The organism is Anaerolineae bacterium, from assembly GCA_013178165.1.
GTDB lineage: Bacteria > Chloroflexota > Anaerolineae > Aggregatilineales > Ch27 > Ch27.
In genome coordinates this window covers 1-13,517 of record JABLXG010000017.1, presented here as the reverse complement: position 1 = coordinate 13,517, position 13,517 = coordinate 1, and the positions used below count along the sequence as shown (strand labels likewise).

The following is a 13,517-nucleotide window of genomic DNA, read 5'->3' as shown; positions in this document are numbered from 1 at the left end:
CCCCTCGCAATACTGCTTTCGATTATATAGCGAGTCAGGCAGGCGGAGAAACCGTCCTGCAGGGGCCAGGCGACAGGAAACCGCGAGGCCGGATAGCCAGAAAGCCAGGGCAAGATGAACGATACCGCGATCCTTTCCGCGACGATCTCCTGCCTTCCTGGCTTCCTGCCCCTTTTTCCGCTAACCAACCTTGCCCGTATTCTGGTCAAATGGCTCTTTGAAGCCATCCGAGTATAATGAGCATAGTCCGCGTGCCCTCAGGCTTTCTGTGGAGTATAAGGAGCCGACGCCGTGCGCCGCTTGTCGCCATACCTGATCATAGCGCTGCTGGTCAGCGCGCCGTTCATCACGGCGACGCTGGCTGATGTCCATGCCGGCCCGCCCCGGCAGGGCGAGGGGGAACAGCCGATCACGCCGGAAACCGACTTCGGCGCGTTTGTGCTGAACATCCGGCTGGACCTGGAGCTACTGGCTGACGAAGTCAACGGCCCGCGCGTACGCCCGGCTGGCTGGAATGGCAATGCCGACCCGGCCAGCGCCTCCATCCTTAGCGATATCTGGGTGGATCTGGAAGCGCAGGCCGATGAGGTGTTTGAGAAGCCCGGCGTCCGTCCGCCGGACTGGGCTGGCGTGGCGACCACCACCCCGGTGCGCATCGCCCGCAACCTGCGCCACGACCTGGAACTGCTGGCCGATACCGCCTTTGGCGCCCGCCAGCGACCGGAAGACTGGAACGGCGCGCTGCCGATCTATTCCTGCGATATTGCCACGCAGAACCTGGTCGAGTTCGTCACCCGCACCTTTGAGTTCACCCCGGTCACCCTGCCCTCTGTGCTGGATTACTGCCAGGCTATCGCCGGGGAGGCCCAGGATCGTCTGGCCGGGCAGGGCATCACCCTGGTCGAAGGTGACATCCCCCTTCTGCTCTCCAACCTCCGCGGCGATCTGGAACGGCTGGCTGATGAACTGCTGGGCCTGGACGCTCGCCCGCAGGGCTGGCGGCGTACCCTGACCACCGAAACCAACCAGATGGCCACCGATCTGCTCAACGATCTGGAATTGCTGGCCACTGACCGCTTTGGCCTGAACAACCGCCCACCCAACTGGATCGGCAGCCTGGGGCGCAGCCCCGGCCTGTACGTGCGCAATCTGCGCCACGACCTGGAACTGCTGGCCGACCTGACCCTGGTAGGCCGCGAAGATCACCTGATCAACGGCCGCCCGGAAGGCTGGTCCGGGACGCAGGGTTTCGGCGATGAACTGACCTTTTGCCCGGCTGCCGTGCAGGGGCTGACCCTGCTCATGCAGCAGTACTACGGCTACACCATCCCCCAGATCACGGCGGAAACCACAGAGCAGTATTGCCGCACCCTGGCCGCCAGTGTCAACGCCTATGCGGAGACTGACCCCGAACGGGCCACGTTTGAGCAACTGGCCGGGCTGGTTGGCGCTTCCGGGAGGCCGCTGGCTGAATCAGATTACGCTTTCGCCTATCTGGATGTAGCCGCCCTGCAGTACATGGGCATCATGCCGCGCGGCGTGCCCTTTGAGGCGTGGTACCGCAACTATGGCGAGAGCAAGATGATGTATGTCGTCGGGGAAAACTTCGCCCTGTACGTCTCCCAGGAGTGGACAACCCTGCCGGAAGAAGTCTTTTACCGGCTGCCGACGCTGCACGGCGTGATCCCGGAGACGTATTGCTTCGCCGAGTGGTGCTCCGGCCCCGGCCCGACGCCCACGCCGACCGGCATTGCCGTCACGCCAACGCCCGGCGCAGCACCCGGCCAGCCACCGCCCGGCATCGAAGGGCTGCAGCTGGTGCAGTGGAACCAGGTTAACGTCTACTACGACCAGGACCGTCCGGAAACCAACACGGTGCTCGTCCGGCTGGAGCTGTGCGCTATCGTCGGCCAGGGCTGCGAGCCAGTGCAGAACGTCTTCACCACCGCCGGTGTCCCGCTGCCGATCATCACCGTGATCGGGCCGTACCCGGTCTTTGAGCTGCCCTACGGCTACAGCAACAGCTTCATCCTGACCAGCGCCTCGTACTATGCCAACGAGATCTGGGTCAGCGATCCGACGCTGCGGGGCATCACAACCGGCCAGTAGTACCAGGCCTCACAAACCTGAATCCATCAAACGAGGGGAGCCGCATAGCTCCCCTCGACGTTTATCCTTGTGTGCAGCCAGACACCACAACGCAGCTCGAATTCGGAAGAAACTACCTTACGGGCGCTACTTGCGCTGGCCCGGCGCATTCTCGCGATTACCAGGAGCGTCACCACTGTGCCCAGGGTTGGCCGTGCTGGGCGGCGGAGCGCCCTCGCACTGCGCCCGCCAGCCAGCCGCCGGTGCGTTATCCGGAGGCGGATTGCTGCAATCGTAAGTCGGGGTCAGGCCAGGGCGCGGCCCGGTCGCCGGGCGAGAAGTCGGTGTTGGGGTTGGCGATGCAGCTTCCGGCGCAACCTGGCCAGCGTCAGGCGTCGAGGCGGGCACTACTGTCGTCGGCGAGGGAATCGCCGAAGGCGTCGCTGTTGGCGTCGCCGTTGGCGTCAATGTTACTGTCATCGTCGGCGATGGTGATGGCGTAACTGTAGCGGTTGGAGCGGCTGCCTGGTTGCTGATTTGCGGCAGCAGGAACACAGCCAGCGCCAGCATCAGCGCCGCTGCCGCAGCCAGCGGCCAGCTGATCCGCGCCGGGCGGGCCACCCGTTGCGGGGCGGGAGGCATCTGCCGCGCCGCCGCCATAATCCGCGCCAGCATACGCGCCTCGGCCTCCGCGGACAGGCGGGGATGCGGTGCGCTGGCCAGCCGCCGGGCAGCCGCCACCAGCGGATCGTCTTCAGCCGGTGGAGCCTGGTGCCCCCCGGCCAGCATCCGATCCAGCTGATCGGCCAGACTGTCAGGATCATGACGAGGGATCGTCATCGTCGCCTCGCAAATAGTGGCGCTCTTTGTGGGCCAGGCCCAGCAACCCGGCCAGGCGGTTCAGCGCCCGGTACTGCAGCGTCTTGATCGCGTTCTCACTTTTGCCCAGGATGGCCGCAACCTCCCGGTGGCTCTTACGCTCCACAAAGCGTAGCAGCAGGATTGTCTGCTGCTCCTCCGACAAGCGCCCCAGCGCCCGCTTCAGCGCGGCGATCTCGTGGCGCTCCTCCAGCCGATCTTCCGGCAGGGGCGCCTCATCCGGCAGGCTCTCGAACAACTCGGTCTGGCCATGACGGCCAGCCCGGCGGTAGAAATCGGCCACCCGCGCTGCTGCAATACGGTACAACCAGGCCTCAAAGGGGACCCCTTCTGACCGGTAAGCTGGCAACCCTTCCACCATGCGCAGGAAGACCTCCGCCGTCAGGTCTTCCGCGTCCGCCTCCGTCGGGACACGGTAGGCGATGTAACGGAAGATCGCCGGCGCATGGAGGCTGTAAAGGGCCGCCACGGCTTCTGTATCGCCCCTGCGGGCGCGCTCGACAAGCATCTCCAGGTCAGCAGGCTTCATACCCGGTATTATGTGTCATAAAGCCTGCATTGCCAAAGGCGGGCTTGCCAAGCACAGGTTAAGGTTCCGGTATACAATGCACGTGCACTGCCGCTGCCGCAATCATCGCTGCCGGTCATCATCACTCCTTATACCGGTGAAACAGGGGCAATGTCACAGCGAGAATAGTCCTGATTTCCTATGTGACATTGCCCGGCCCGGTGCGGTTTAGTGGGTGCAAGCGTTCGATTCGCATCCAGTGAAATCAGGGAGAGACAAAACCCATGCGCAAGAATATCCACTGGCTACTGGTAGGCGCCGCCGCCCTGTTGCTGGCGGGCCTGTTCGCCCTGCCGGCGGTCGCTCAGGGGGATTTCCCCGTTGGTGTCGAAGTGCTGGCCGTGGTAGACGCGGTAACCGTTGTTGATCCAACGACCACCACCATCGACGTGCATCTCTACAGCGACCCGACCGTCGTCGGCACGTTTGCGCTTGATCCGGCGGTGACCCCGCCTGCCGTTGGCGCGGTCATCCTGATGACCCTCGATGTGGATACCACCGTGGTCACCACCGTTGTGGATGTGACCGGTGACGTGGATCAGGATGGCATCGAAGATGCCCTGGACTCCTGCCCGCTCGTCCCCGATCTGGGTGTTGACGAAGACGCGGACGGCGTCGATGACGCCTGCGATCCAGACTTCCTGGATGGCGACCTGGACGGCGTGGTGGACTCGGCGGATAACTGTCCGCTGGTTGCCAACCCCGGCCAGGAAGATACTGACGGCGACGGTGTCGGCGACGCCTGCGAGGGCGAAGGCGAAGTCACCAGTTGCCTGGCGGAAGGTCATCCAGTGGCGACGGCCATCGCCGAAGCTTTTGGCCTGAATTACCATACTGTTGGCGCCTGGGCCTGCGAAGGCTACGGCTATGGCGAGATCGCTCGCGCTCTGCTGATCGCAGCGGAAAGCGGCTACGGCGATACCCTGCCGCAGGACCTGCTGGATCGCTTCGCGGCAGGCGAGGGCTGGGGCCAGATCATGAAGGACTTCGATATCAGCCCGAGCCAGTTCTCGCTGGGGCGCATCGTCAGTGGCCGCTATGAAGGCCCGATGACCATGGCGCAGTACCAGGAGCAGATTCAGGTACAGGAACAGACACAAAATCGCCCCGGCAACAGCGGCAACGCCCCCGGCCACAGCAATGACGATTGCCCCGGCAATAGCTGCAACGCCCCCGGCCATAGCGATGAGCGCCCCGGCAATAGCGCCAACGCCCCTGGCCAGATCAAGAAGGGTGGCGGCTAAACCGAACGGCTTCATCCTTACGAACAGCGTGGGGCGGGCCTGTGCAGCCCGCCCCATCTGTTTCTGCATCTTCTGTCCGTCCGCGCGCCGGGCCTATGGCGCGCCGATGACGCCCCAGCCCCGGCCCTGCGCTTCCAGTCGCAGCACACTGCCATCGGCGCTGCGCAGGTAGATCGTCTTCGCCTGGCCTTCAGTGGCCGTCTGCAGCGCCCCTTCGTAGGTCACTTCCGGCTGCAAACCCAGGGCCAGCCGGTTACGGACCGGGTCACTGCCACGCCAGATCACACCCAGGATACGCACCGGCTGGTAACGCCCTGGCGGGGGCACGAAGTTGGTGTCTTCGTCGGGCGTCTGCCCGCCCACATAGCGATTCTGGAAGGCCGTCCAGGCCGGGGTGCGGCCATCGGAAAACAGGACGTAAACCTGGTCTTCCGCTTCCACGTAAATCATCCGTCCGCCTTCAAACATCTGCTCGATGTGTGTGCTTTCCACAACGGCGGCGTCAGGACACTCCACCGGCTCCGGCGCAAAGAACCAGCTGTAGGCACATAGCAATGGCACGCTCAACAGTTGTTCGACATAGAACTGGCCATTATCCACGGTGAGCAGGAAATCCGCCGTACCCCGGTCGCGACGGTTGGTCTGCACGGTCAGCGAGCCGCTCGGTTCGACATTCCAGAGCTGGTTGCGCTGGCCGAGCGCGTCCAGCCGGTAGATGGCGGCGCGGTCCGCCCCCCGGATCGACCAGAACAGGGTGACCTGATCGCCGGGGTAGACATAGGCCGGATCAGCCGTGAAGTATTCGATGCGCGGCGCATTGGGGTTCGGGCGTGGCGTGGGCGTCTGCCGGATAGGTTCCGGCGTGCGCGTCGGGCCGATGATCGAGGTCGGGCTGGGGCCGCCGGTAGCTGTCAGGGCATGCGTTGGGACCGGAGTATCGGAAGGGGGGAGAGTCGGCGATGGCTGGCGTGTAGGCGTGACCGTCGGCGTCAACACGGCAGTCGGCAACACCGGATCGACAACCCCACCACAGGCCGCCAGAGACAGGACGATCAGGGATAGCACTGCCAGATTCAGTCGCTTCATGGATGGTCACCCAGCCCCGCAATCGCACCGGAAATCGCCGCCACAGACGCCTGCATCCCTGCTTTTGACCCTGCTTGACAAGGGTTTGGCGCTGTGCTACAGTACCGCAAGCTAAGCTTTCTGCAAGATCAACGCATGGTTTGAAGGATCCTGCATGGTCCCCAGTACCCGGCCTGCAATCCATGCGGCATTGCTCTAGGCGCACAGGCCGGGAAAGGCATACAGGCGATCTGTGGGCCTATTATACATTCAGCCCCCGGCCCGGATCGAACCGCCGGCTGGCGGTGGCAGGGTGATCCCGGCGGGTAACCGCCGGAGCTGAGGAGAGCGCACCTTTGGGCAAGACACGCACCGAACAACTGGCAGAACGTCTGCGTGAGCTGCAGGCCAGCTCCGCCGATGTCGAAGCAGCGGCAATTGTCAGCGTCGATGGCCTGAGCATGGCCTCTTCCCTGCCTGCCAACATCGAGGAAGACCGCGTTTCGGCGATGTCGGCGGCGATGATCTCCCTGGGAGAGCGGATCGCCAGCGAGCTACGGCGCGGCAAGCTGGATCAGGTCTACGTCAAAGGCGAGCGCGGCTACGTGCTGCTGCAGGCCATAGGCGAGGAAGCCGTGCTGACCGTCCTGGCCCGCCAGCAGGCCAAGCTGGGCCTGATCTTCCTGGATATGAACCGCGCTGTCAGCGAACTGGAAAAGCTGGTCTAGGAGCACCCCGGTCAACGCACCCAGGTAGCTATACGGCCTGAGCGGGTCTGGCCGGCGGCTCCGGCGCTTTCAGGTGCGGATCCGCCCACCGCCGCTGCCATCCTGAGCGTGACCATCTTGGCGACTTTTGAGTGAAGGAGGCTGGCGTGCCGATTGATAAGAAGAGCGGCCTGTATTACCCGAACAAGATCGCCCGCATCTACATCGAAGCGATGGAAGATGTCATGGGGGTCAACGGGTTGAATGCGGTGCTGAACCTGGCCGGCCTGGGTCAATACATTGGCAATTATCCCCCGGACAACCTCAACAGAGAGTTCGATTTCGCCGAATTTACCGCGCTCAATGCCGGACTGGAAGAGATGTACGGCCCCCGCGGCGGGCGCGGTCTGGCCCTGCGGGCAGGGCGCGCCTGCTTCAGCCAGGGCCTCAAGAACTTCGGCGCGCTGGCCGGTGTCGGCGACATGGCTTTCAAGGTGCTCCCTCTGCAGGCCAAGCTCAAGATGGGCCTGCCAGCCATGGCCGCCATCTTCAGCCAGTTCAGCGACCAGAAAAGCGACGTGGAAGAGTACGACGATCACTTTAAGTACTACATCCGCGATGTCTGCCCTGTCTGCTTCAACCGCACCACCGACAAACCGCTGTGCCATGCCGCGGTCGGCCTGCTGCAGGAAGGGCTGCGCTGGGTGAGCGGTGGCCACGAGTTCCGCGTTTACGAAAGCGACTGCATCGCCAAAGGCGATCAACACTGCGTCTTCGTCATCTACAAAGAGCCAATTACCTAGCTCTTCGCCCGCACGCGCCCCCGGCCATGACTCTGCCGGGGGCTGCTGCTCCCCCCTGCCCCGACTCATCGCTGGCCCGCCATCCCCGGCCCAGCAGGAGAGCGGCACCGGTGGCCGACAAATTGCAGATCCTGATCGTCGAGGATGATCACGACCTGGCCGACATGCTAACGGCCTACCTGGATGTGCAGGGCTACACCGTCCTGACCGCTTCCCAGGGGGAGCAGGCCCTGACGCTAGCCGCCCGCCACGATCCCGATCTGGTCATCCTGGACATCCACCTGCCCGATATCGACGGCTACGAGGTTTGCCGCCGCCTGCGCTCTCACCACCCCACACAGGACACCCCGATCATCTTCCTGACAGAGAAGCGTGACCGTGTGGACAGGCTGCAGGGCCTGGAATTGGGAGTAGTCGATTACATTACCAAGCCCTTTGATATCCAGGAACTGCGTCTGCGCATCCGCAACACGTTACGCCGCGCCGCCCAGCGGCCATCGCTCAACCGCGTCACCGGCCTGCCGGAAGGCGCAGTGGTGGATGAACAGCTGGCCGCGCTGCTGCCACAACGCGGCTGGGGCGTTCTATGCATCACCCTGGGCGGGCTGGAAGACTTCCGCGAACGCTACGGCTTTGTGACCGCCGATGATGCGCTGCGTGCTGTCAGCCTGATGGTGCGTAATGCGGTGCAGGAAGGCGGCGCGGAGACCGACTTCGTCGGGCATCTGGGGCCATCCGATCTGGTGATCGTGGTCGATGCGGGGCGGCTGGCCGGCCTGCGCACCCGGATCGAGGCCCGGCTCCTGGAGACTCTGCCCTACTTTTACCCGCTGGCCGAGCGCCAGCAGACCAGCCTGACCCTCCAGAGTGGCGTCCTGCCGCCCGGCGCAGGCCCCTTCGCGGATGTTGCCGCCCTCAAGAAAGCTATCCTGCTGGCGCGGCGACCGCTGAGCCGCCCGCCGCAGAGCCGCTAGACCACCACACGGGGGTACAGCCGTGCCCCGATCAGCACCAACAGAATCGCTACGGCCAGCAGCACAACAAAATCCAGCGCCAGGCTGGCCGTGACCGGCTGGCCAAGCATCAGCGTGCGCAGCACATCCACCTCATAGGAGAGCGGGTTGATTGTGGCCAGCACCTTGAGCCAGTCGGGCATGATGCTGATCGGGTAAATGGCGTTGCTGGCAAAGAACAGCGGCATCGTCAACAACTGGCCGATGCCCATGAAGCGCTCGCGTGTCTTGACCAGACAGGCAATGATCAGCGAGAAGGTGGAAAAAGCCGCCGCCCCCAGCACGATCGCCACCAGCACGCCCAGCAGAGCCAGCGGATGCCAGTGCAGCCGCACGCCGATCAGCAGGGCCAGCAGGTAGATGATGACCGCCTGGGTCAGTGCGCGCACACCCGCCGAGAGCGCCTTGCCCAGCACCAGCGCCGTGCGTGGGGTCGGGCTGACCAAGAACTTGTGCACGATCCCCAGGTCGCGCTCCCAGATGACCGTGATCCCGCTGAAGATGGCGATAAACAGCACACTCTGGGCCAGGATGCCCGGCGCCATGAAGTCGATGTAGCGCACATCTCCGGTCGGGATGGCCCGTGTCCGCTCGAACACCTGCCCGAACACCAACAGCCACAGCGCCGGTTGCACCGCCCGTGTGAACAGTTCGGTCGGGTCGTGGCGTAGCTTGCGCGCTTCCAGTTCGGCGATGACCAGCGTCTTCCGCACAAAGCCGCTGACAGCGCCCAGCGCGTTGCCGGGCTGCAGGGCAACCGGACTATCCCAGCCGGCGCGCGGTGCGTCGTGTTCGTGAAGTGTCACGGTAAGTGCCTCCCGAATCCAGGCTACTGCCGGAATAGTAGATAAACACATCGTCCAGGGTGGCCCCATTGCCGCCGATCGACGCCTTGAGTTCCGCCGGCGTGCCGGAAGCCACCACATTGCCCAGGTGCATAATCGCGATCCGGTCGCACAGGGCGTCGGCCTCCTCCATCAGATGGGTGGTCAGGAGGATAGTCGTGCGGTGCTCCGCACTGTAGCGGCGTACCAGCTCCCACACAGCGCGGCGCGCGCCGGGGTCCAGACCGACGGTTGGCTCGTCCAGGAACAACACACGCGGACGATGCAGCATCGACTGGGCGAACTCCAGCCGCCGGATCATACCGCCGGAGTAGGTGCGCACCAGCTTGTCGGCGGCTTCCTCCAGGCCCATGAAGGCCAGCGCATCGCGGACACGCTGCTCACGCTCCTGGCGGGGGATGTCGTACAGCTTGGCCATGATCAGCAGGTTCTCATAGCCGGTCAGGGTGCCATCGGCAGAAAGCATCTGCGGCACGTAACCGATCAGGCGGCGAACCTGCCCGGCGTCCCGCGTGACGCTGTAACCGGCGATCCAGGCGTCGCCGGAGGTGGGCGGGAGCAAGGTGGTCATCATCTTGATCGCCGTGCTCTTGCCCGCACCATTCGGCCCCAGCAGGCCAAAGATCTGGCCCTCCTCCACCGCCAGCGTCAGCGCGTTCACAGCAACCAACCGGTCAAAGCGGCGGGTCAGGGCATGCGTTTCCAGAATGGGGGTCATTGTGTTTCCTGGGCTTCTGTCTCCGTGATGAATATCCGGCGCAGGATCGTCATGGCCTGCACGACAACGGCGCATTCCTCCGCTGGCAGCATCGCCAGGTCCTCCAGCAGACGCGCCCGCGTGAACCGCACAGCCTCCTGCAGGGTCGCCCGCCCGGCTTCCGTCAGGGCCAGGGTGACGCGCCGCCGGTCATCAGCGGCGCTCTGGCGGATCACCAGACCGCGCGCCACCAGCCGGTCAACCAGCTTGGAGACCGAGGGCAGGCTCAGGCCCAGATGCTCGGCCACGTCCGAGAGCGACGCGCCGGGCCGCCGGCTGATATGCAGCAGGGCGCGAAACTGCGGGACGGAGAGATCAGGCGCGCGGTGACGGCGCATCTCCGCGCGGATCACGCGCATGATCAGCGGGACGGTATCCATCACCTGCGCGGCGCAGGCTTCCACCAGCGGTAGATCGCTTTCATTCTCTAATGGTTTCATAATCTAAGTATATCACGACAACCGTCAACGGACAAGGGAGAAGGAAAACCAGCTAGCCATGAAATCGGGGCAACACGGCGAGCGGCGAACTGCGAAAAGGGCGGGAGCCATCCGCCCCCGCCCCTGCTCCGTAGTTCAGGTCTGCCTGTCCAGCGGCTCAGTAGACCGGCTCCATCGACAGGTTGTACTGCACCGCCCAGTCCGGGATAGTCACCGCTTCCGGCCCGGCGGCCAACACTTCGGCCAGCGCGTCGCACAGGCCATCGATCTCGGCTTCGGTATTGTAGAAGCCGCAGGAAACACGCACGCAGTAAGGCGCATGGCTGATGCTGCGGATGATGAAGCCGCGCCGATCCAGTTCGGCCACCAGCCCGGCCATCTGCGCTGCCGACCAGCCCACCGGCAGGAAGTTGACCAGCGACGCCTGGCGTTTTTCCGGGGTGATCAGCCGCACGCCGGGCAGGCTGGCCAGCCGGCGGCGCGCATAGGCAGCGATATGGGCAATGCGGGCATAAGCCCATGCCGGCCCGACTTCCTCCTGGAACCAGCGCAGGCTGGCGCGCATCCCGGCCAGCACCGCCGGGTAGATCGTGCCCGTCTCGTAGCGGACGGCAGTCGGGGTCAGAGTGAAGTCGCCCCGCCAGTCGTGCGTCTGGATGGTGTTGAAGTTCGGGTAAGTCGGTTGCAGTTCGGCCATGCGGTCCGGGCGGATATACAGCGCTCCGACGCCTTCCGGCCCGCACAGCCACTTTTGCCCCGGCGCGGCATAGTAATCTACATTCAGCGCGGTCACATCGACGGGGAACACGCCCACCGACTGCGCCCCATCCACCAGCACCGGGACGCCACGGGCGTGAGCCAGGGCGATCACCTCCTCCAGCGGGAAGCGCGCCCCGGAGCTATAGGAGACGTGGCTGATCGAGAGCAGGCGCGTGCGTGGCGTCAGGATGGCGGCGATGGCCTCCAACGGCTCCTCTCCAACGCCCACATCGGCGATGTTGATCCTGACGCCATAACGTTGCTGAATAATGTACAGCGGGAAGAGACCGGCTTCGTGTTCAAGGTTGGTCGTGGCTACCTCATCGCCCGGTTGCCAGTTGAAGCCCAGCGTGACGATGTTCATGCCATCGGTGGTGTGATGAGTGAGGGCGACACCTTCCAGCGGGGCGTTGAGCAGGGCAGCAAACTCCCGGCGCAGCGCCTCTTTATCCTCCCGGATCGCCTGGATGTGGCTCATGATCGGGCGGCCATGGGCATGCTCAGCCTCGATGCTGGCCCGGATGGCCTCAGCAGCCACATCTGGCAGGGGGCCATACCAGCCCGCGTTGAGGAAGGCTTTATCCTGGACGGCGGGAAGCTGGGCGCGGATCCGGGTGAGTTTATCGGTCATCGTGGTTCGTCCTTCTGGTGGGCAAAAAGCGGCGGCGCTACAGCGCCGGTGGCGCGCAACAGAGCGGCAAAGTCATCGTCCGGCAGGTTATCTCCGGCGGGCGGCCATTCCCGGTGAAACGATTCCAGGCGGCGCAGAGCCTCTTCCACCCGCGCCAGGCCGCGCCGCCGCTTGAACAGGGCGTGCTGGGAGCGATGACACAGCATTGCGGCAATCTTGGCCTCCGCCCAGGGACTGATATCCAGCACCAGATGCGCGGTGCGGCTGGCATTCCACAGGTGATCCTCGACTCCCGGCACACTGGCCGCCACCGAATAGAATAGCGTCGCCGGGGCGTGCTCGCGGACAGCGGCCAGGACCGCCTGATAGATCAGACGGTGGGCCGGATGGCCGTATTCCCCATCAGGGCCATGCGCCAGGACAACACGCGCCCGGCAGCCAGCAATCAGATCGGCAACCCGGGCGGTCAATTCGTCGAAATCAGCGGCAAAGGGGCCAAGCTCGGCGTTCGGCCCGACGACCGGATCGACGTAGCCGAGCAATATGAGCGAAGTCACACCCAGCGCTTCCGCGGCGCAGCGCAACTCGGCCTCGCGAACCGGGCCGAGCGCAGCCTGATCGGGCACGACCGGCGGCTCGCCGCGCTCGCCGCCTTCGCCGCGGGTGGCGCAGGCGATATGCGTGGGCACACCGCAGGCGTGAAGCATGGCCAGCGTGCCGCCAGCCATGATCGTCTCGTCGTCCGGATGGGCAAAGACGCCCAGGACGCCAGTCAGGGGCTGTGTCACTGCCATCAGGCGGCTATCCGAAGTTGACATCCTGCAGGTCTATGGCCGGGCCATCCACGCAAACCAGCCGATCCTTCTCGCGGCAGGAGACAGCGCACCCCTGGCAGGCGCCGGTTCCGCACGGCATGGGCAGATCGAAGATACCCAGCACATACTGCCGGGGCACTTCCGCCCGCAACTCGTGGATTCTGGCCAGCAGGGCGGCATACTGCTGCTCGCGGTAGCGCGGATCGACGACGGCGATCACCTGGTCAGCCCAGCCGACCGTCGTGACCTGGTTCGGCCAGCCCTCCTCGATCGTCCCGGTCAGAATCTCCACCTCCGGCGGCAAAGCCTCCAGCGGGTATTCTGTCGCCGTGCCCCCCAGCACCAGGGTTACTTCGATCTGGCTGCGGATGGCCAGGCTGGCCAGCAAGACCAGCGGAGTCGGCGGGGTATCCTGGGCCAGGAGCAACAGGTTATGCAGGTTATGGCGCATCGGGAAGGGCGCGCCGACCGGCCCCAGCAGGGTGACGATCTGGCCCGGCATATAGTGATCGCGTGCCGGGCGCTCGATGGTGATGGTCAGGCCGTCCGTCGCTACCGGGATCCACTGCTCGGCCAGATAGGGGTCCCAGCCTTCTTCTGACAGGCGGGCCAGCAGAGCGTGGCCGGGCTTGAGCCGGGCCAGGCTGGCTTCTACCCCGATTTCAAGGCGTTGCAGAGTCGGCGAAATACGGCGGACGCGCTCAATCGTAGCCTGGGTCACTCGTGCGCTCATGGTGGGGAGCGTACATCTGATTGCCTGTTTCCGCAAGGAAAACGGTACTGTATCCTTTTCGGTTGAAATTCGTGGAATGGTTTTCATGTTCCTGCAACAGAATGAAGTCGCGTGTCATTTTGAGAGAAAATACACATGCGATTTGGTGCGTAGATGGGCAACCTTCAACC

At 64.5% G+C, this 13,517-nt stretch carries 14 protein-coding genes; 5 read left to right on the top strand and 9 right to left on the bottom strand.

The window, feature by feature from the left end; translation table 11 throughout:
- Positions 1-291 precede the first annotated feature (291 nt).
- A complete protein-coding gene (locus HPY64_11355) occupies positions 292-2,109 on the top strand; it encodes a hypothetical protein (protein NPV67733.1) in 1,818 nt (605 codons plus the stop codon).
- Positions 2,110-2,235: 126 nt separating this feature from the next.
- On the opposite strand, the gene HPY64_11350 is transcribed toward HPY64_11355, so the two are convergent.
- Both HPY64_11350 and HPY64_11345 read right to left on the bottom strand, forming a co-directional pair.
- Positions 2,236-2,928, bottom strand: a complete 693-nt coding sequence (locus HPY64_11350; protein NPV67732.1) for a hypothetical protein — start codon at positions 2,926-2,928, stop codon at positions 2,236-2,238.
- Entirely contained in the window at positions 2,909-3,496 is a 588-nt protein-coding gene (locus tag HPY64_11345; GenBank protein ID NPV67731.1) for a sigma-70 family RNA polymerase sigma factor, read from the bottom strand. Before HPY64_11345 ends, HPY64_11350 begins: the two co-directional genes overlap by 20 nt.
- A 263-nt stretch (positions 3,497-3,759) precedes the next feature.
- Here HPY64_11345 and HPY64_11340 point away from each other — a divergent pair, with 263 nt between their 5' ends.
- Positions 3,760-4,779, top strand: coding sequence for a hypothetical protein (locus HPY64_11340; GenBank protein ID NPV67730.1), 1,020 nt, complete (start codon positions 3,760-3,762; stop codon positions 4,777-4,779).
- Positions 4,780-4,872: 93 nt separating this feature from the next.
- Here HPY64_11340 and HPY64_11335 read toward each other — a convergent pair whose 3' ends face one another.
- Positions 4,873-5,865 carry a hypothetical protein gene (locus HPY64_11335; protein NPV67729.1) on the bottom strand — a complete coding sequence of 331 codons (993 nt, stop codon included), beginning with the start codon at positions 5,863-5,865 and terminating at the stop codon, positions 4,873-4,875.
- Between the two features lie 335 nt (positions 5,866-6,200).
- Here HPY64_11335 and HPY64_11330 point away from each other — a divergent pair, with 335 nt between their 5' ends.
- The 3 genes from HPY64_11330 (at position 6,201) to HPY64_11320 (ending at position 8,328) form a co-directional block, all read left to right on the top strand.
- Positions 6,201-6,572, top strand: a complete 372-nt coding sequence (locus tag HPY64_11330) for a hypothetical protein (protein NPV67728.1) — start codon at positions 6,201-6,203, stop codon at positions 6,570-6,572.
- A 146-nt stretch (positions 6,573-6,718) separates the two neighbouring features.
- Positions 6,719-7,354, top strand: coding sequence for a 4-vinyl reductase (locus HPY64_11325; GenBank protein NPV67727.1), 636 nt, complete (start codon positions 6,719-6,721; stop codon positions 7,352-7,354).
- 110 nt (positions 7,355-7,464) lie between these two features.
- Positions 7,465-8,328 (top strand): response regulator, encoded by an 864-nt coding sequence (locus HPY64_11320; protein NPV67726.1) that lies wholly within the window; start codon positions 7,465-7,467, stop codon positions 8,326-8,328.
- On the opposite strand, the gene HPY64_11315 is transcribed toward HPY64_11320, so the two are convergent.
- From HPY64_11315 to HPY64_11290, 6 genes are all read right to left on the bottom strand, one after another.
- Positions 8,325-9,224, bottom strand: coding sequence for an ABC transporter permease (locus tag HPY64_11315; GenBank protein NPV67725.1), 900 nt, complete (start codon positions 9,222-9,224; stop codon positions 8,325-8,327). The genes HPY64_11320 and HPY64_11315 overlap by 4 nt on opposite strands.
- Positions 9,130-9,930, bottom strand: a complete 801-nt coding sequence (locus HPY64_11310) for an ATP-binding cassette domain-containing protein (GenBank protein ID NPV67724.1) — start codon at positions 9,928-9,930, stop codon at positions 9,130-9,132. Before HPY64_11310 ends, HPY64_11315 begins: the two co-directional genes overlap by 95 nt.
- Entirely contained in the window at positions 9,927-10,409 is a 483-nt protein-coding gene (locus HPY64_11305) for a MarR family transcriptional regulator (GenBank protein NPV67723.1), read from the bottom strand. Before HPY64_11305 ends, HPY64_11310 begins: the two co-directional genes overlap by 4 nt.
- Positions 10,410-10,566: 157 nt before the next feature.
- Complete coding sequence (locus HPY64_11300) at positions 10,567-11,799, bottom strand: aminotransferase class V-fold PLP-dependent enzyme (protein ID NPV67722.1); 1,233 nt, start codon at positions 11,797-11,799, stop codon at positions 10,567-10,569.
- Entirely contained in the window at positions 11,796-12,617 is an 822-nt protein-coding gene (locus HPY64_11295; protein NPV67721.1) for a PIG-L family deacetylase, read from the bottom strand. The genes HPY64_11300 and HPY64_11295 overlap by 4 nt, the downstream gene beginning before the upstream one ends.
- Positions 12,601-13,347 carry a hypothetical protein gene (locus HPY64_11290; protein ID NPV67720.1) on the bottom strand — a complete coding sequence of 249 codons (747 nt, stop codon included), beginning with the start codon at positions 13,345-13,347 and terminating at the stop codon, positions 12,601-12,603. The genes HPY64_11295 and HPY64_11290 overlap by 17 nt, the downstream gene beginning before the upstream one ends.
- Positions 13,348-13,517: the final 170 nt, after the last annotated feature.

Coding starts and splice junctions, on each gene's coding strand:
- HPY64_11350 (NPV67732.1), bottom strand. CDS start 2,928: ATGACGATCCCTCGTCATGATCCTGACAGTCTGGCCGATCAGCTGGAT.
- HPY64_11345 (NPV67731.1), bottom strand. CDS start 3,496: ATGAAGCCTGCTGACCTGGAGATGCTTGTCGAGCGCGCCCGCAGGGGC.
- HPY64_11340 (NPV67730.1), top strand. CDS start 3,760: ATGCGCAAGAATATCCACTGGCTACTGGTAGGCGCCGCCGCCCTGTTG.
- HPY64_11335 (NPV67729.1), bottom strand. CDS start 5,865: ATGAAGCGACTGAATCTGGCAGTGCTATCCCTGATCGTCCTGTCTCTG.
- HPY64_11315 (NPV67725.1), bottom strand. CDS start 9,224: ATGTGTTTATCTACTATTCCGGCAGTAGCCTGGATTCGGGAGGCACTT.
- HPY64_11310 (NPV67724.1), bottom strand. CDS start 9,930: ATGACCCCCATTCTGGAAACGCATGCCCTGACCCGCCGCTTTGACCGG.
- HPY64_11305 (NPV67723.1), bottom strand. CDS start 10,409: ATGAAACCATTAGAGAATGAAAGCGATCTACCGCTGGTGGAAGCCTGC.
- HPY64_11300 (NPV67722.1), bottom strand. CDS start 11,799: ATGACCGATAAACTCACCCGGATCCGCGCCCAGCTTCCCGCCGTCCAG.
- HPY64_11295 (NPV67721.1), bottom strand. CDS start 12,617: ATGTCAACTTCGGATAGCCGCCTGATGGCAGTGACACAGCCCCTGACT.
- HPY64_11290 (NPV67720.1), bottom strand. CDS start 13,347: ATGAGCGCACGAGTGACCCAGGCTACGATTGAGCGCGTCCGCCGTATT.